13 protein-coding genes and 1 riboswitch are annotated in these 17,785 nt (G+C 71.5%); of the genes, 5 read left to right on the top strand and 8 right to left on the bottom strand.

Going from position 1 to position 17,785, the window contains the following annotated elements; genetic code table 11:
- Position 1 precedes the first annotated feature (1 nt).
- The 4 genes from ACFVZW_RS03465 (at position 2) to ACFVZW_RS03450 (ending at position 6,534) form a co-directional block, all read left to right on the top strand.
- On the top strand, positions 2-1,114 hold the full coding sequence (locus ACFVZW_RS03465) for a CapA family protein (RefSeq protein WP_384516117.1): 1,113 nt from the start codon (positions 2-4) through the stop codon (positions 1,112-1,114).
- Positions 1,115-1,172: 58 nt separating this feature from the next.
- Positions 1,173-2,450: a phosphoribosyltransferase family protein gene (locus tag ACFVZW_RS03460; protein WP_384516114.1), complete on the top strand. Its 1,278-nt coding sequence runs from the start codon at positions 1,173-1,175 to the stop codon at positions 2,448-2,450.
- A gap of 313 nt (positions 2,451-2,763) precedes the next feature.
- The gene (locus tag ACFVZW_RS03455) at positions 2,764-5,040 is read left to right on the top strand and encodes a DPP IV N-terminal domain-containing protein (protein ID WP_384516111.1); all 2,277 of its coding nucleotides are present in this window, start codon (positions 2,764-2,766) and stop codon (positions 5,038-5,040) included.
- 87 nt (positions 5,041-5,127) lie between these two features.
- On the top strand, positions 5,128-6,534 hold the full coding sequence (locus ACFVZW_RS03450; RefSeq protein ID WP_384516109.1) for a hypothetical protein: 1,407 nt from the start codon (positions 5,128-5,130) through the stop codon (positions 6,532-6,534).
- Here ACFVZW_RS03450 and ACFVZW_RS03445 read toward each other — a convergent pair.
- From ACFVZW_RS03445 to ACFVZW_RS03430, 4 genes are all read right to left on the bottom strand, one after another.
- A complete protein-coding gene (locus tag ACFVZW_RS03445) occupies positions 6,485-7,654 on the bottom strand; it encodes a hypothetical protein (protein ID WP_384516106.1) in 1,170 nt (389 codons plus the stop codon). The genes ACFVZW_RS03450 and ACFVZW_RS03445 overlap by 50 nt on opposite strands.
- A 176-nt stretch (positions 7,655-7,830) precedes the next feature.
- Positions 7,831-8,724 carry a transglycosylase SLT domain-containing protein gene (locus ACFVZW_RS03440; protein WP_384516104.1) on the bottom strand — a complete coding sequence of 298 codons (894 nt, stop codon included), beginning with the start codon at positions 8,722-8,724 and terminating at the stop codon, positions 7,831-7,833.
- 4 nt (positions 8,725-8,728) lie between these two features.
- Positions 8,729-8,912, bottom strand: a riboswitch (cyclic di-AMP (ydaO/yuaA leader).
- Positions 8,913-9,186: 274 nt separating this feature from the next.
- Positions 9,187-11,211, bottom strand: coding sequence for a phosphocholine-specific phospholipase C (locus ACFVZW_RS03435; RefSeq protein WP_384516101.1), 2,025 nt, complete (start codon positions 11,209-11,211; stop codon positions 9,187-9,189).
- 127 nt (positions 11,212-11,338) lie between these two features.
- A complete protein-coding gene (locus ACFVZW_RS03430) occupies positions 11,339-12,907 on the bottom strand; it encodes a flavin-containing monooxygenase (RefSeq protein ID WP_384516099.1) in 1,569 nt (522 codons plus the stop codon).
- A 69-nt stretch (positions 12,908-12,976) separates the two neighbouring features.
- On the opposite strand from ACFVZW_RS03430, the gene ACFVZW_RS03425 reads away from it, so the two are divergent.
- Complete coding sequence (locus ACFVZW_RS03425; RefSeq protein WP_384516096.1) at positions 12,977-13,984, top strand: AraC family transcriptional regulator ligand-binding domain-containing protein; 1,008 nt, start codon at positions 12,977-12,979, stop codon at positions 13,982-13,984.
- Positions 13,985-14,017: 33 nt separating this feature from the next.
- Here the strand turns inward: ACFVZW_RS03425 and ACFVZW_RS03420 are convergent, their stop codons facing one another.
- The 4 genes from ACFVZW_RS03420 to ACFVZW_RS03405 form a co-directional block, all read right to left on the bottom strand.
- Positions 14,018-15,652 carry a SpoIIE family protein phosphatase gene (locus ACFVZW_RS03420; RefSeq protein ID WP_384516093.1) on the bottom strand — a complete coding sequence of 545 codons (1,635 nt, stop codon included), beginning with the start codon at positions 15,650-15,652 and terminating at the stop codon, positions 14,018-14,020.
- An 11-nt stretch (positions 15,653-15,663) separates the two neighbouring features.
- The gene (locus ACFVZW_RS03415; RefSeq protein ID WP_384516091.1) at positions 15,664-15,921 is read right to left on the bottom strand and encodes a LapA family protein; all 258 of its coding nucleotides are present in this window, start codon (positions 15,919-15,921) and stop codon (positions 15,664-15,666) included.
- Between the two features lie 38 nt (positions 15,922-15,959).
- Positions 15,960-16,676, bottom strand: coding sequence for a GntR family transcriptional regulator (locus tag ACFVZW_RS03410; RefSeq protein ID WP_384516088.1), 717 nt, complete (start codon positions 16,674-16,676; stop codon positions 15,960-15,962).
- 96 nt (positions 16,677-16,772) lie between these two features.
- Positions 16,773-17,774, bottom strand: coding sequence for a proline racemase family protein (locus ACFVZW_RS03405; RefSeq protein ID WP_384516085.1), 1,002 nt, complete (start codon positions 17,772-17,774; stop codon positions 16,773-16,775).
- Positions 17,775-17,785: the final 11 nt, after the last annotated feature.

Genomic DNA, 17,785 nt, shown 5'->3' with positions numbered 1-17,785 from the left:
TATGGGCAGTGACCTGGTCGGACTGTTCCTCTGCGGCGATGTGATGCTCGGCCGCGGGGTCGACCAGATCCTTCCTCATCCAGGCGATCCGGCGCTCCGCGAGCGGTATGTGCATGATGCACGGTCCTATGTGGCGCTCGCGGAGGAGGTCAACGGGCCCATTCCGCACCGCGTGGACTTCGCCTATCCCTGGGGCGTCGCTCTCGGCGCCCTCGAGGACGCCGCGCCCGACGTCCGGATCACCAACCTGGAGACGGCCGTCACCACGAACGGCGACCTCGCCCCCGGCAAGGCGGTCCACTACCGGATGCACCCGGAGAACCTGCCGAGCCTGGCAGCCGTCCGCCCCGATGCGTGCGTCCTGGCCAACAACCACGTCCTGGACTACGGGCGGGCCGGCCTCGACGACACCCTCAAGGCCCTGGCCGGGAGCGGACTGCGCGCGGTGGGAGCGGGCGGGAACGCCGAGGAGGCCGGTCGGCCCGTGGTCGTCGACCTCCCCGGCGGCGCACGGATCGTCGTCCACGCCCTGGGCATGGCCTCCAGCGGCATCCCACGACACTGGGCCGCAACGGACGAACTCGGCGGCGTCCACTTCGCCGCCGGGCCGGCCGACGCCACCGCCACCCGCCTCACCCGCCGGATACGGGAGAGCAAGAGGCCGGGCGACATCGTCGTGGTGTCGGTCCACTGGGGTTCGAACTGGGGTTACGCGCTCTCCCACGCCGACGTCGACTTCGCGCACGCCCTGATCGACAGCGGCGCCGACATCGTGCACGGGCACTCCTCGCACCACCCCAGGCCCGTGGAGGTGTACCGGGGCAGACTCGTCCTGCACGGCTGCGGCGACCTGATCAACGACTACGAGGGCATCACGGGCTACGAGCAGTACCGCGACGATCTGCGGCTGCTCCCCGTCGCCTCGGTGAGGCCCGAAGACGGCGGACTCCAGGAGGTGCGCATCATTCCCCTGCGGGCCCGGCGCATGAGGCTGGAGCACGCCCCCGGCCGGGATGCGCGGTGGCTCCACGACGTACTCGGCCGGACGAGCCGGCCCTACGGCACGCAGGTCGCCCTCGACGAGGACGGAACCCTCGTCGCGCGCCCCGTCTGACGGGACACGGCACGGCGCCGACCGCGCGCACGCTCCGGACCAGGGAGACGAGCGGGACATGTACTTCACCGATCGTACGGACGCCGGACGGCAACTCGCCGCCCGCCTGGACCACCTCAAGGGCCACGACGTCGTGGTCCTGGGCCTTCCGCGAGGCGGCGTGCCGGTCGCCGAGCAGGTCGCCGACGCCCTCGGGGCCCCGCTCGACGTCTGTCTCGTACGCAAGTTGGGGGTGCCCTTCCAGCCCGAGCTGGCCATGGGAGCCATCGGGGAGGGAGGCGTGCGGGTGCTCAACGACAACGTGCTGGTCGAGACCGGCGTCTCCGACCGTGACGTCGCCGCGGTCGAGGAACGGGAACGGGTGGTGCTGCGGCAGCGGGCCGAGCGCTACCGCGGGACGACGCCACCGGCCCGTCTCGACGGCCGCACGGCCGTGGTGGTCGACGACGGACTGGCGACGGGCGCCACGGCCTTGGCCGCCTGCCGGGTCGTCCGCGCGCGGGGGGCCGCGCGGATCGTGCTCGCGGTGCCGGTCGCGCCGGCCGGCTGGCCGGCCCGGATCGGCGGGGAGGCGGACGAGACGGCCAGCGTGCACGAGCCGGAGTTCTTCTACGCGATCGGACAGTTCTACGAGGACTTCTCGCAGACCGCCGACGAGGAGGTCCTGGCCTGTCTGGCACGCAACCGCGCAGCCCGCGGATCGGGCGCCCAGGACGCGGAAGTGCGCATCCAAGTGGGGGAGTTGGAGGTGGCAGGGCATCTGGTGGTGCCCCAGGGCGCCGCAGGGGTCGTCCTGTTCGCCCACGGCAGTGGCAGCAGCCGGCACAGTCCGCGCAACCGTGCCGTCGCGGAGGACCTGAACCGAGCCGGTCTCGGCACGCTCCTCTTCGACCTGCTCACCGAGGAGGAGGCGGCCGACCGGACCAACGTGTTCGACACCGAACTCCTGGCCGACCGCCTGGCCCGGGCCACGGCATGGCTCGGCGACCAGCCCGGAATCGGCGGGCTGCGTACCGGCTACTTCGGCGCCAGCACCGGCGCCGCGGCCGCCCTCTGGGCCGCGGCCGACCCCACCGCCACCGTGGCCGCCGTGGTCTCACGCGGCGGACGCCCCGACCTCGCCGGCCCACGCCTCGCCGTCGTACGCGCCCCCACTCTCCTCATCGTGGGCGGCCACGACCCGCTCGTCGTGGACCTGAACGAACAGGCCCAACGCCAACTGCGCTGCGAGAACGAGCTCGTCGTCGTCCCCGGCGCCAGCCATCTCTTCGAGGAGCCGGGCACGCTGGAGCGCGTCGGTGAACTCGCGGCCGGCTGGTTCGATGACCACTTCTGAACGGCTCCGGAGTCCTGTGGTGTCTCCCGCATAGCGTTCACCTCCATGCATTGCAACGACCGGGTGCCCGGATCGTTGCGTTAAGCTCGAAGACGTTGCAACGATTTCCCTGCCTCCACCTGCAATGATTCCGATAATGCGCAACGAATCTGTTGCCAGATCAATGAACGCAACGTAGCTTTCCGTCATCAGAAACGACGGGCCGACGGAACGCCCGCCGCTGAACGAGGAGAGCACCATGCCGGCCGTCCAGCTGCCGGCCTGCTCCCGCGTCGAGGCGGTCACCGATCAACACCAAGGACGGACAAGAAGTATGAGCACCACTCAGGACTACCAGGCCGCGGAGCAGCTCCTTCGCCGCCCCGCCCGCCCCGGCGAGCTCGTCGTCGGCGACAAGGTCAGGCCGCAGTGGATCGACGGAGGCACCCGCTTCTGGTACGCGGTGAGCAATGGTGTCGGAAGGCGGTTCGTGCTGGTCGACCCGGCGGCGGGCACGCGCGAGCCGGCCTTCGACCACGCCCTGCTCGCCGCCGCGCTGGCCGACGCATCAGGGCAGCAGGTCGACCCGGAAGCCCTGCCGTTCATGGGCATCGAACTGGCCGGGAACGCCGTGGAGTTCTTCGCGCTCGGCGAGTACTGGCGCTGCGACCTGGACGGATATAACTGCGAGCGGGCCGAGTTCACCCCGCCGGGCAGCCCTCTCGAAGTATCGTCGCCCGACGGGAAGTTCGCGGTGTCCAGGCGGGGGCACGACCTGTGGGCGCGTTCGCTGTCCGACGGGCGTGAGTGGGCGCTGACCACCGACGGCGAGCCCGACCACGGGTACGGCTACGGCCCGGACTGCACGAGCAACGGCACCCTGCTGCGCAAGATAGGCCTGCCGTACCTGCCGCCGGCGGTGGCGTGGTCGCCCGACTCGACGAAGGTCCTCGCGCACCGGACCGACGAGCGCAGCGTCCGGCGGACCCACCTCGTGGAGGCCCGGCCCGCCGACGGTGGCGCGCCCCGCCTGCACACCCAGCGGTTCGCCTACGCCGGGGACGAGAACATGCCGCAGGCGGAACTGGTCGTGCTGGACGTCGCCGAGGGCACCGTGGTTCGCGCGCAGGCCGACCCGCTGCTCATGCCGGTGATGTCGCCGATCATGGCCAAGTGGGCGTGGTGGGCTGCGGACGGCTCCGCGGTGTACTACCTCGGCCGGCCCCGCGACCTGCGCACGCTCACCCTGTACCGCCTCGACCCGGTCACCGGCGAGGTCGCCACGGTGCTCAGCGAGACCGGGGCCACCCGGGTGGAGCCCAACCAGTCGATGTACGAGCCGCCGATCGTGCACGTCCGCGCCGACGAAGTCCTGTGGTACTCGCAGCGGGACGGCTGGGGCCACCTGTACCGGTACGACCTGCGCACCGGCGTGCTGCTCGGGCAGGTCACCTCCGGGCAGTGGGCGGTACGGCAGATCCTGCGCGTCGACGAGACCGAGCGGGTGGTGTACTTCACCGCCACCGGTCTGGTGGACGAGGATCCGTACCGGCGCACCGTGTGCCGTGTCGGCCTGGACGGCTCCGGCTTCGCCAAGGTCACGGACGACGAGCTGGACCACATCGTCACCATGGGGGACGACCAGGAGTTCTTCATCGACTCCGCGTCCACCGTCGACACCGCGCCGGTGACCAGCGTCCGTGACTGGAGCGGGCGGGTCCTCGTCGAGCTGGAACGTGCCGACATCGGCAAGCTCGTCGCCACCGGCTGGACGGCGCCCGAGCGCTTCCGCGTCAAGGCGGCCGACGGCGTGACGGACATCTACGGGGTGCTGTACCGGCCGCGGGGGTTCGACCCCGCGGAGCGCTACCCGGTGGTCGACAACGTCTACCCCGGCCCGCAGGTCACCCGGGTCGCCCCGTGCTTCGATCCGGGCGGCATGGGCCTCGACGCGGAACCCCTCGCGGCACTGGGCTTCGTCGTGGTGGCGCTGGACGGGCGAGGCACGCCGGGGCGGAGCAAGGCCTTCCACGACGCCTCGTACGGTCACCTGGCCGACGCGGGTTGTCTGGCCGACCACGCAGCCGCGCTGCGGCAGCTGGCCGAGACCCGGCCCTGGATGGACCTGGACCGGACGGGAGTGCTCGGCCACTCCGGAGGCGGGTTCGCCGCGGCGCGGGCGATGCTGGACTTCCCCGAGGTGTACAAGGTCGGAGTCGCCCTCTCCGGCTCGCACGACGCCCCCCACTTCAACCTGGGCTTCGTGGAGACCTACGACGGCGCGGACAATCCCGAGGCCTGGGCCCGCACCTCCAACCTGGACCTGGCGGACCGGCTGGCGGGCAAGCTGCTGCTCATCCACGGCGAGATGGACGACCAGGTCCACCCGGAGCAGACGCTGCGGCTCGCCGACCGGCTCCTCGCCGCCGGCAAGGACTTCGAGCTGCACATCGTGCCCGGCGCCGAGCACACGTTCATCGACTGCCTGGCCCACGTCCGCACCCGCTGCTGGGACTACCTGGTGCGCGAGCTGATGGGTGCGCAGCCCCCTGCGTACCGCCCGGCCCCCATCGCCATCGGTCCCGAGCTGCTCGGCGAGCTGTTCGGCTGAGTGCGGCGTGATGCGTGCGTGATCAACAACCCGTAACCTCCACCCGACAAGGGGAAGCACGGGGTTCGAGCAAGGCGGGGGACGGACATGGCATATCGATGCGCGGCGATACCGGCACTGGTGGGAGGGCTGCTGCTCACGGCCTTGCTGTGGTGGGCGGGAGCGAGTGCGCAGGCACTGCGCCTGCCGGGCTCCGGCGACGTCCTCGGCGGTCAGGCCGCCGCCGAGCTCGAGCGCTGGCTGCTTCCCTGGTCGTACGACCCTCCGGCCTCGGTCCGGTTCGACGCCGAATCCGGCGCGATCGGGGACACCGCCGCGGCCGACGCCGGCCGCTATCTCGGCCTGTACTCCACCGCGATGCAGATCCGGTTCTTCGCGGTCTTCGCCTTCTTCGTGCCCGGAGCGCTCCTCCTGGTCCGCAGGCTGCCGCCGGTACGGGGCAGGCTGACCGCCGCGCTGCTCGCGCTGTGGGCCTGGGGTCTGGTGGCCGGGACGCTGGCGGTCACCGTCTCCGCACCGTGGCTGATCGCCTCGCACGGGCGCGGCAGTTACCGCATCCTGCCCCAGCTGGCGAGCGTGATCTCCACCGGGCGGCAGGCCCTGGTCGCGACCGCACTGGTCACGGCGCTCGTGACCGTGCTCGTCGCGCGGATCACCGCGAAGGGTGCCGGACCGCTGCCGCAGGAGGTGGTCCCGGCACGGGCCGCCCGCCTGGCCGCCACCGTCGGGACCGGTGCGATCGCCCTGTCCCTGGTGGTCCTGTCGTACCAGCCGGTCGCCGCCGCCATCCAGACGGTCTCCCCGGACGGCGGGCTGTTCTCCGAACCGGGTGATCTCCTGCGCACATGGCTGCTGCTCGGCGCCTGGGACGGCCCGGCGGGCGTGCAGCTCGGCGACTGGCTCCTGTACCGGGCCGCCGACGTGCTGATTCTCGTCGTCGTGTGGTGGGCGCTGCGGCGGCTGCCCGTGCTGCTGACCCGCGCCACCGTTCCGGCGATGGCGGCGGGCGCGGTCTGCGCGACCGTCCTCGCTCTGCTGGTGAGCCAGCTGCTGCGGATCGCGACGGAATGGTCCGGCCTGCGCTGGGGGCTCCTGCACGCGTCCGCCGTCCTCGGCGGCGGCGTCCCGGCCGCCGTGACCTGGGGCCTGGTGGCCGGGGCCGCGGCCGCGGGGGGGCGCCGGGGGGGGGGGGGGCGCGCCGTGCACAACGGGGCCACGAGCACCCGGCCGGGCTCCGCCCCGGCCCGGCGCCGCGCGCGGCGTGCGGGGGGGGTGGGGGGCGGGGCCGGGGCCCGCCGCGCGCGGGGGGGTGCCTGGGCGCCCCCCCCACCCCACGGGCGCCACGACCTCCGTGCCGGACTCCGCCCGGCCCCGGCTCGACGCCTGACCGGTCAGGGCGCGGACCCGTCACGAGCCGTCCGCGCCCATCATGCCGCCGGCCCCGCTACGAGCCCTGGGGTACGTACGCCTGACGGCTCGCGCAGTGCCAGATGACCGGATGCGCGACCCACGACGCGTCCACGGCGACTCCGCCCACCCGGTCGTCGTCGGACACTGCTCGGGCCGTCGCGTCGCGGTCCGCGGCGAGCGACGGCAGCGCGAGGACCGGGCCGTGGCCCGGCCACAACTGGGCCTGGTAGGGCAGGACCGGGGCATCCTCCCCGTGGGTCATCGCCGTGCCGACCGCGACGCCGGTCGTCGGACTGATCGCCCCGAACTCGCCCTCCTCCCGCCCGGCCAGGACGCCCGGGGACGAGCCGTGATCCTGGTACGGGGGCGTCCAGGTCCACGGCTCGCCCTCCGGGTCGAACCGGTCGCTGACCGACACGGACCCGACGACCCGCCCCGCGTCGTCGATGCCCTCGGCCAGGTTGTGGACCAGATACTCCGCGCGCGCGACCGGCAGCGCGCGTGCCGGCCCGCCGTCCGCGGGCCACAGGACCGGGAAGGAGCTCCAGGTGAACCCGTCGGGGCCGTCGTACGACTGCTCGGCCGCGCCGATCACATCGCCGCGCGCGTTGACACCGGTGACCCGCGTCACGACCGTGCCCGGCCCCGCGTCCGGCGGCAGCGCCAGGATCCGCGTGACCTTCCCGTCCCGCCACACCTTCGCCGTGCCGTCCGTGTCGACGGCAGCGATCCGCCCGGCGTCGTCGACGTCCACATCGGACGCGGCCCGCGCCACGCCCACGGAGAACAGCCGCACCGACGCGGCGCCGGGGCGGTAGCTGAACAGGGCGGTCGAACCGTCGGAGCGGCGGCCCACCCAGCCGGCCATGAGCCCGTGCCGGTTGACGGCCCGGACCGCGCCCTCGTCGTAACCCTCGGGCAGCGGCACCCGGTGGAGCCGCTCACCCCTCCAGTACACCGGCAGGCCGCCGCTCGCGCCCACGGCCAGGCCGCGCGGGCCGAGATCGTGCACGCCCTCGGTGGAGATCCCGCCACGGGCGTCCGGCGGGAGCGAGGGCAGTACGGTCGGGCCGGGCGCGCACAGCGCGGCGCCGGACGCGCTGTCGGATGCGGTGCCCGGCGTCTGTGCCACGGCCGGACCGGCGGCCGTGAGCAGCCCGGCCAGCGCGGCGGCGGCCGCGCACACGGCAAGCGTTCTCTTCATGCGTCGTTCCCCCCAGGGACGGGATCCGCGATCCCCGGCCGCGGATCATCAGTCGCCCATGCTGCACGCCAAGAACGCGGCATGGGTACGGAATGCCCCATGCCGCTTGGTGGGAACGCCGAAGCCCCGGCCCGTGAGGAATTGGGGCCGGGGCGTGGAGTCGACGCGGAGCGGGGTCAGTACGCCCCGTTGACGTTGTCGATGGAGCCGTAGCGGTCCGCGGCGTAGTTGCAGGCCGCGGTGATGTTGGCGACGGGGTCGAAGAGGTCCATCGACGTGCCCGGTACGTGGTAGGCGAGGAACGTCGGCTCGATGACCTGGAGGAGACCCTTGGACGGGGTGCCCTTGACGGCGTTCGAGTCCCAGAGGTTGATGGCCTGCGGGTTGCCCGAGGACTCGCGCATGATGTTGCGGTGTATGCCCTCGTACGAGCCCGGGATGCCGTAGCGCGCCATGACGTCCAGCGACTCGCGGATCCAGCCGTCGAGGTTGTCGGCGTAGCTCTTCGCCGGGGCGGCCTGGGTCTTGGGCGCCGCGGCGGCGGCCTTCGCGGAAGCCGCGGCGGCGGGCTTCGCGGGAGCGGCCTTGGCGGGAGCGGCGCTCCGCTGCTGCGAGCGGTCGGCCCGGTCGGCGTCCGAACGAGCCGAGGACTTCGACTGCTTGGGCTGCTTCGGAGCGGTGGCGGAATTCCCGCTGAGCGTCAGTTCGAGCCCGGGGTGGATAAGTGACGGGTTGTCACCCACGGCGCTGCGATTCGCGCGGTACAGGGCCTTCCAGCCGCCCTGGACGTCCTGCTCGTGCGCGATCACGGAAAGGGAGTCGCCGCGGACGACCTTATAGGTCTTGGCGGCGGAATTCTGAGCGGCCGGAATTGATTCCGCGATCTTCGCGGGGGCGCTGAAGACCGTCTTCTCGACGGGAGCGGCCGCGGGGGCGGCCTGGGGCGTCGCGTGGGCGGTGGCCGTGGCGACCAGGGGCAGGGCCAGTGCGGCGCCACCCGTGCTCGCGAGGGCGATACCGCGGGTCAGGGGACGTCGCTTGGGGCGCCGGTGCTTACCGTGTGCGGGCATGATGCATTCCTCTCCGGCGCCTGCGGGGTGAGCTGTCGGGTTCGGGCTGGAGATGCCCGGCCGCACACGTGCGACTTCACCCCGAGCCGCTCCGGAGAATCCGGACCGGCGAATAGTGGGTCCCCCGCTCCTGCCTTCGGGTGAATGATCGGTCTTTTCGGACGGTGGCAGGATTAGGCGATCCGTCCGAGTCGAGGTGACCGTAGGCGAGAAATGTCGACAGAAACAAGACGTCTCGTACGTAGGTAATTCGCGAAGGGGTTCTTCGCCGCGTCCACCGCGCTGAACTTCCTTGAAGGGCAAGGGGACGGAAGGCGCGAGAAGATCATTGAAGACCCTTTGGTGATTCATGTCACCAGGGGCATCAAATCGGTCATTACGGTAAATTCAGTTGAGCTGAGAAAAGGGACACAAGGGCGAATAAAACCCCTTGTGTCCCTTTTGGTGGGAAGTGTGGTCGTGTCAGCCGGTGATGCTCGCGGCGCCGGTCTCGATGTGGCCCGTGTAGCGGCGCGACCAGGTGCCGTCGATGTCGGCGAGGATCGTGAAGTCGTACCAGCCGTTGTGGTATGCCACGGCGTTGAAGTAGTCCTCGCGCGAGGAGTTCGCCGCCACCGTGTACGTCCACGGCCCGTCGGACCGGTAGGCATTCGAGCGGATCGTGAAGGTCACCGGTCCGGCGGAGCTGTTGGTCATCTTGAAGTAGATCGCCGTCTTCCCCGTGCCCGGCTCGGTCGCGAAGCGCGCCGCGACCTCGACGGCCTTGCCCGGCTTCGAGGCGTCGCCGATGAAGCGGCGCAGGAAGCGGTTGGGGCCCATCATCGAGATGTCGTACTTGCCCGACCCCGAGCCGAGCCCGATGTTGAAGTAGTCCGTGGACGTCGCGCCCGGGTCCACGGTGTACTGCCAGGCCGCCGTGTCCCGGTGCTGGTGCGGGTGGATCGTGAAGTGCGCGGCGCGCGTCGCCTGCGCGCCCTGGTTCGTCATGGAGAACCAGGCCAGGATCTTGCCGGCCGCGCCGAACTCGAACCGGTCGAGGTTTCCGTTCACCTGGTACGGCAGGGCGCGCGCCGGCCGTGTGCCGGTCTCCTGCGCGGGCAGGGCGTTGTCCTGCGGGACCGGGTTGGGCAGCGGGCCGCAGGTCGACTGCCCGATCACCCTGGCGGTGGACGGGAGCCCCGAGGGGACGCCGAAGACGGGGTGCGCGAAGTCGAAGACCCCGGTCAGGTCACCCGTGACCTTGCGCCGCCAGGCGCTGATGTTCGGGCAGGCGGCGGGGGTGCCGAGGGCGGCCGTCCAGGTCTCCATGAACCGCAGGACGGAGGTGTGGTCGAAGACCTCGGAGCTGACCCACCCGCCGCGCGTCCACGGGGACATGACGAGCATCGGGACCCTGAAACCGAGGCCGATCGGGACACCGTCGAGGTACTCGCCCGGGGTGCCGGGCGGGGCGACCGGCGGCGGCACATGGTCGAAGAAGCCGTCGTTCTCGTCGTAGTTGAGGAAGAGGGCCGTCCCGTCGAACACCTCGGGGTTCGCGGCGAGCGCGCGGTAGACGAGGTCCACGAAGTGCGCGCCGTCGCCGGGCGGGGCGTACGGGTGCTCGGAGAAGGCCTCGTTCGCCACGACCCAGGAGACCTGGGGCAGCGTGCCGGCGACGACGTCGGCGCGGATCGCGGCGGCGATGTCGTCCGGGGTCGAGCCGGTGACCTTGGGGACCGACCCCATACCGCGGTCGTACAGCGGGTCGCCCGGTCGCGCGTCGGTGAACTTCTTGAAGTACGCGAGGCCGTTGTCGCCGTAGTTGTCCTGCGCGTTCTGGTAGACCTTCCAGCTCACCCCGGCGCGCTGGAGCGCCTCGGCGTACGTCTCCCAGGTGAGCCCGGACTCGTCGCCCCCGTCCTTGCTGGAGGCGTCGATCCTGCCGCTCCACAAGAAGGTGCGGTTCGGGCCCGTGGCGCTGAGCGCCGAGCAGAAGTACGCGTCGCAGATCGTGTAGTTGTCCGCGAGGGCGTAGTGGAAGGGGATGTCGCCGCGGTCGAGATAGCCGAGGGTGCGGGTGTTGCCGACGCCGGTCACCCAGTTGTCCATCCGGCCCTTGTTCCACGCCGCGTGCTGCGAGGTCCAGCTGTGCGGAAGGTCGCCGTTGCACTGGGCCAGGGTCTCGCCGTCGACGCCCCCGGCGGGCGGGGTGGCGCTCAGCTTCCACGGGTACTGACGGCCGCCCCAGTTGGGCTGGTTGAACGTGCCCCAGCCGCCCGGGATGTTGCCCGCGGCCCGGTCACCGAAGCCGCGGACACCACGCATCCTGCCGAAGTAGTGGTCGAAGCTGCGGTTCTCCTGCATGAGGATCACGACATGCTTGACGTCGGTGAGCGTGCCGGTGGCGGCCGCGGCGGTGGCCGATGCCGTGCCCGGGGGGAGGGCGGCGCCCGCCATGAGACCTGCCCCGATCCCGACGAATCCCCTGCGGCTGATGGGAGTCATGCCCCGCCTCTCGCGTCACTGCGTGCCCCAGCGGCACACCGAGGAAAGGATGGGGGAGGGCGGCCTAAAGGTATAGATCCGTGCGGTAATTCTTGGGTGAACTTCCGAGGAGTGGTCAGTGCTCCCTCTATGATTGGTGACTGCCCAGACCAATGACTTGCTCCTCGGCCGTTCGGGCCGCGAGCACCCGCGCCAGTGGGGTCGGTGCCAGAGTGCGGTCCAGGTTCGTGCGCATCGTGGTCGCCGCGTCCAGGACGTAGTTCTGGCGGACCTTCCACGGGCTCCGGTCGCCCTGGCGAGGGAAAGCGTCGATCGAGCGCCGGACGTAGCCCGAGGCCAGGTCGAGCAGGGGGCGCTCGCGTAGCGTGCCCTCCGGCTTCGGCACCACCGCCGCGTACCGCCGCCCGCCCATGTGGTTGAGCACCTTGCAGACGAGGCGCGAGGTGAGGTCGGCGCGCAGCGTCCAGGAGGCGTTCGTGTAGCCGATGCAGAAGGCGAAGTTGGGGACCGAGGTGAGCATCGTGCCCTGCCACACGAACTGGTCCGACAGCTTCACCGGTCGGCCGTCCACCGTCGGTTCGATGCCGCCGAAGGCCTGCAGTTCGAGTCCGGTGGCCGTCACGACGACGTCCGCCTCCAGCACCCGGCCCGATGTCAGCCGGATCCCCTCCGGCACGAAACGGTCGATGCGGTCGGTGACGATCTCGGCCTCGCCCTTCTTCAGGGCGTGGAAGAGATCGGCGTCCGGAACGGCGCAGAGCCGCTGGTCCCAAGGGTCGTAGCTGGGCGTCAGATGTTCCCGGATCAGCCCCTTGTCCCGCAGGACCCGCTGGTTCAGCCCGCTCAGGACGCGCCGTGCCGTCCTGGGCGCGCGCCGACAGAACTGGTACACGCCGATCGTGAACAGGATGTTCTTCGTACGGACCACCCGGTGCGCCGCCTTCGCCGGCAGCACCGCCCGTACGGCGTCGGCCACCACGTCCCTCGACGGGAGCGAGCTGATCCAGGTGGGGGTGCGCTGGAGCATCGTCACGTGCGCGGCCCGGCCGGCCATGGCGGGCACGAGAGTGACCGCGGTCGCCCCGGAGCCGATGACGACGACGCGCTTGCCGGTGTGGTCGAGGTCCGCGGGCCAGAACTGCGGGTGCACGACCCGCCCCTCGAACGAATCGATCCCCGGGAAGTCGGGGGAGTGGCCCCGCTCGTAGTTGTAGTAACCCGCGCAGGTGTAGAGGAAATCGCAGGTCAGGGTCTGCCGTGTGACCTGGCCGCCGGTGTCGGTGCGCTCCAGCGTGAGTGTCCACCGGGCGGTCGGCGAGGACCAGTCGGCGGCCAGGACGCGCGTGCCGTAGTGGATGTGCCGGTCGATGCCGAACTCGGCGGCCGTCTCCTTGATGTAGCCGAGGATGGACGCGCCGTCGGCGAGCACCTTGGAGTCCCGCCACGGCTTGAACGGGTACCCCAGCGTGAACATGTCCGAGTCGGAGCGCACGCCCGGGTAGCGGAACAGGTCCCACGTCCCGCCCATGCTCTGCCGGGCTTCGAGGATCGCGTAGGAGCGGTCGGGGCACTCCGTCCGGAGCCGGTAGCCCGCACCGACACCGGACAGGCCGGCGCCGACGATCACGACGTCGATGTGCTCGGGCAGTGCGTCGGAAGGAGTGGGCGTGGTCGATGGACCGGTGCTCGTCGTCATGTACCTAGTGTCGGAAGCAACACGGAGCAGGAATTGACTCCGGACGACAGATTCTTGACCCTGGGCGACATGCCAGTGATCAGGTCGGCCGGTTTGCGGGGCTTCCGCGCGACCGTCGCGGAGCTAGGCGGCGACGCCGAGGAATTCGTGCGAAGGGTGAATCTGCCCCTCGCGGCCCTCGACTCCGACGACCTCCTGGTCGAGGACGAAGCCGTCGCCACCGTCCTGGAGCTCGCCGCGGCCGAACTCGGCTGCCCCGACCTCGGCCTGCGCATGGCGGCACGTCAGGAACTCGGGATGCTCGGCGCCCTGGCGCTCGCCATCCAGAACTCGCCCACCCTCGGCGACGCCCTCGCATGCACCGTCCGCTATCTCTTCGTCCACACCGAATCCATGCGGTTCGGTCTGGAGCCGGATCCGTACGGAACACCGGGCATCGTGGCGCTCGGCCTGGGTGTCGCGCCCGGGCGGGAGTTCCCGCCGCAGGCACTGGAACTGAGCCTCGGCTTCATCCACCGCTCGATCATGTTCCTGACCGGACCGTACGGGCTGTGCACGGTGGAGCTGCCGCACGTACCGGCCGCGCCGCTGTCCGCGTACGAGGACTTCTACGGCGTACCCGTACGCACGGGTCGGCCCGCCGCCCTGCTGCGCGTGCCGCACACGCTCGAAAGCCGTCCGCTCGCCGGCGGTGACAGCCATCTGCGGGATCTGGCGGTCGCGTTCCTCGCCGAGCACACCCCCGGCGGGAGCCCCGACCTCCCCACCCGCGTCCGCGCCGCCGTCCGCCAGTCACTGGGCACCTCGGCACCCACGATCGCGACCGTCGCCGACCTGCTGAACCTCCATCCCCGCACGCTCCAGCGCAGGCTAGCCGAGCAGGACACCACGTTCGCCGCCCTCCTCGACGAGGAACGGCGGCGCGCCGCCCGCCGCTATCTCACCGCCACCGACCTTCCCTTCGGCCAGATCGCGGGCCTGCTCGCCCTCTCCGAACAGTCGGCCCTCAACCGCTGCTGCCGCCGATGGTGGGGCCTGACCCCCAAGGAAGCCCGCCGCCACGGCGTCCCCGCCTGAAGTACGGCCTCCCCGCCACCCGAGCCGCAGCGGTCACGGCCCGTCTCGGCGCAGCATCAGCAGCGCGGCGTCGTCCTCCGCGTGCGGGCCCGGGGTGAGCGTGTCGAGGAGGTGGTCGGCGAGCTCCTCCAGATCGGCCGGGCCTGCCGAGAACGCGGCGGTCAGCCGGCCCAGGCCGCCGTCGATGTCCTCGCCCGGCCGCTCGACCAGACCGTCGCTGTACAGCAGCAGGGTCTCGCCCGGAGCGAGCCGCGCCGTCGTCGGCGCGTACGGCGTGAGGCCCCACTCGGCGGGGAGTCCCAGGGGCGGCCCGCCGGCCAGCTCCAGTCGGTCCACCGTGCCGTCGGCATGACGAAGCAGCGGCGGTGGATGGCCCGCGTTGGCCGCCTCGACCGCGCCGGTGGCGAGAGCGATCCGCAGGTACTGGCAGGTGGCGAAGCGGTCGGCGCCCAGCTCGGCGAGGAACGCCGACGCCTTGGCGAGGACCCACTCGCACGGATGGCCCTCCGCCGCGTACGCGCTCATGGCCACGCGCAACTGCCCCATGAGCGCCGCCGCCTCGGTGTCATGACCCTGCACGTCCCCGATGGCCACGCCCACCCCGCCGTCGGGCAGCGTCACCGCGTCGTACCAGTCCCCGCCGACCCGCACCCCCTGCCGCGCGGTCCGGTACCGCACGGTGATCCGCCCGCCGGGGGTCTCGGGGATCCTGCGCGGCAGCATGGCGTTCTGCAGACCGGCTGCGATCTCCCTCGAACGGTCGAGCATCGTGACCCGGTGCAGGGCGCGGGCCACCGCCTTCGACCACGCGGTCATCAGGGTGTGGTCCGCGAGGGAGAACGAGTTCGTGTTGTCGTAGAACATGCCCATGGCGCCGAGCGGCTGTCCTTGCTCGACCAGCGGCAGGAACGCGGCGGCCGTCGCGTGGAAGCCGTGCTGGTGCGGCGCCAGCCGCGGGTAGCGTTCGAGGAAGTCGGGCACGGAGGTGAAGAAGAGCGGCCTGGCGGAGCGTACGACGTCGTTCAGCGGCCAGGAGTCGGCGAGCCGGGACTTCTGCGGGGGCTCGGCGTCGTCCAGGGACAGTACCGAGCGGACGAGCCGGAGCCGTCCCTGCTCGAGTACGGCGAGTGACATGGCCTTCACCCCGAGCCTGCGCAGAGACGGCTCGTCGCCGAGGACCGCGGCGACCTCGTGCACGCTCATCGCCCGGGCCAGTGCGATCGCCGCCTCGCCCAGAGTGTGCAGGTGGTCGCTGTCCTCGTCGGCCGGGGGGCGCACCGAGGAGGGCGACAGATCCAGGGTGGCGTCACGGACCACCCCCACCACCCGCGTGGGCCCGTTCGCGCCCGCGCGCACGACGTTCCCCCGAACGTGCGTCCAGCGGCTGCGACCGTCGTGCAGGGCGACGCGGAAGTAGGCGCTGTACGCGTCCTTGCGGCCGCCCCGCAGCTGCGCGGCGAGACCCGACAGCAGCGTCCAGTCGTCCCGGAGGATCTTCGGCCGGAGGTCGGTGGCCAGCCCGTGGTACTCCCCGGGCAGCAGATCGAGCGCGTCGCGGCCCACGGGGTCGAGGATCAGCCGACCGGTGGCCGGCACCCACAGGAAACAGCCCACGCCTGTGACGGCGAGCGCCTCGCCGCGGTCCAGCCGCGGTTCCGTGTCGCCCATGCGCGGTCCGGTCAGCGCCGTGCGCGCCGACGGGCGATGTACAGGCCGAGAACGACCCCGACGAGGAGCGTGACCGTGAGGACGCTCCAGAGGGGCAGGGTGACGGTCGGGATCCACAGTCTGATCGTGACCGACCCCGTGTTCGCGGCGATGAACCAGATCGCGAGACCTGTGAGGACCACGATGGCGATCGTGCGCAGACGCATGTCCCGGCCCTTGTAGGACAGGGTCGACGGGGCATGAGGCGGAGCTGCTGCCTTACGGCTCATGAGGTCCATTATCGGCCGTTTTGCCCAGGACCTCGACCTCAACCGGTCGCGCTGCGCGGAGCGGGCGTCACGGCGGCCGACGCCGTACGGGCGTCGTCCCGCGCCCACAGGGACCGTACGTGGCTGAGATGCCGGACCATGCAGGCCTCCGCGCCCATCGCGTCACCCGCCAGCATGAAGTCGAGCAACTCCAGATGCTCCTCCGCCGAGGGCAACAGCTCACCCCGCTCGTCCAGCGCCGTCAGACCGTAGAGACGGGACCGTTTGCGCAGGTCGCCGACCGTCTCGACCAGGCGTTCGTTGCCGGAGAGGCCGAGCAGCGTGAGATGGAACCGGCGGTCGGACTCCAGATAGCCGATGAGGTCGTGGGCGCGGGCCGCCGCCACGATCTCCTCGGCGATCGGCCGCAGCGCCCGGAGCTCGTCGCGGTCCGCCGTCAGCGTCACCCGGCCCACCGTCGGCACCTCGATGAGCAGCCGGATGTCCGTGTACTGGTCGAGGTCGCGTTCATTGACCTCGGTGACCCGGAAGCCCTTGTTGCGCACCGGCTCGACCAGGCCCTCACGGGCCAGGTCGAGCCTCGCCTCCCGTACCGGCGTCGCCGAGATCCCGAAGTCCTCGGCCAGACCCGGCGCCGAGTACACCTCGCCGGGCTTGAGCTCGCCGGAGATCAGCGCCGCCCGCAGAGCGTGGGCCACCTGGTCGCGCAGGCGCTCCCGGGTGGTGATCAGATGACTCTGCTTCAGATGGCCCATGTGCCGTTCTCCGACTTCCGCTTGTCGCGCCGTCCGGCCGCCGGGGCGTGGCGCCGCACCACCGTACAATTTCACGTTTTCACGGCGCGTGACAGCTCACAGCAGGAACCCGCCGGGGAACGGGTCCTCCGGGTCGAGGAAGTACTGCGCGGTGCCCGTGAGCCACGCGCGCCCCGTGATGGTCGGCACCACCGCGGGCACGCCACCCACCTCGGTCTCCTCGACCAGCCGACCGGTGAACCGGGTGCCGATGAAGGACTCGTTGACGAAGTCCTGGTGCAGCGGGAGCTCCCCGCGGGCATGGAGTTGCGCCATGCGCGCGGAGGTTCCCGTGCCGCAGGGGGAGCGGTCGAACCAGCCGGGATGGATGGCCATGGCGTGGCGCGAGTGGCGCGCGTCCGAGCCGGGCGCGGTGAGATGGACGTGCTTGACGCCGCCGATCTCCGGCCGGACCGGGTGGACGGGCCGGTCGTCGGCGTTGATCGCCTCCATGATCGCGAGCCCGGCCCTGAGCAGCTCGTCCTTGCGGTCCCGGTCGAACGGCAGCCCGAGCGCGTCCAGATCGACGAACGCGTAGAAGTTGCCGCCGAAGGCCAGGTCGTAGGGGACCGTGCCGAAGCCGGGCACCTTCACCTCCCGGTCCAGGGCGGCGCAGAACGCGGGCACGTTGGTCAGCGTCACCGACTTCGCGGCGCCGCCCTCGACCCGTACCTCCGCACGCACCAGGCCGGCGGGGGTGTCGAGGCGGACGGTGGTCACCGGTTCGACCACCGGCACCATCCCGGTCTCCACCAGCACGGTCGCCACCCCGATCGTGCCGTGCCCGCACATCGGCAGCAGGCCGGACACCTCGATGAACAGGACGCCGACATCGGCGTCCGGCCTGGTCGGCGGCTGCAGGATCGCCCCGCTCATGGAGGCGTGACCGCGGGGTTCGTACATCAGCAGCGTACGGAGACGGTCCATGTGCTCGATGAAGTGGAGCCGGCGTTCGGCCATGGTGGCGCCGGGGATCGGCGCGACCCCGCCGGTGATGACACGGGTGGGCATTCCCTCGGTGTGCGAGTCGACGGCGTGGAACACATGACGGGTGCGCACGACGGGGCTCC

This window comes from Streptomyces sp. NPDC059567 (genome assembly GCF_042735655.1).
In the GTDB taxonomy this organism is placed as follows: Bacteria; Actinomycetota; Actinomycetes; order Streptomycetales; family Streptomycetaceae; genus Streptomyces.
The sequence above is the reverse complement of the archived record's forward strand: the minus strand, read 5'-3'. Positions and strand labels throughout refer to the sequence as shown.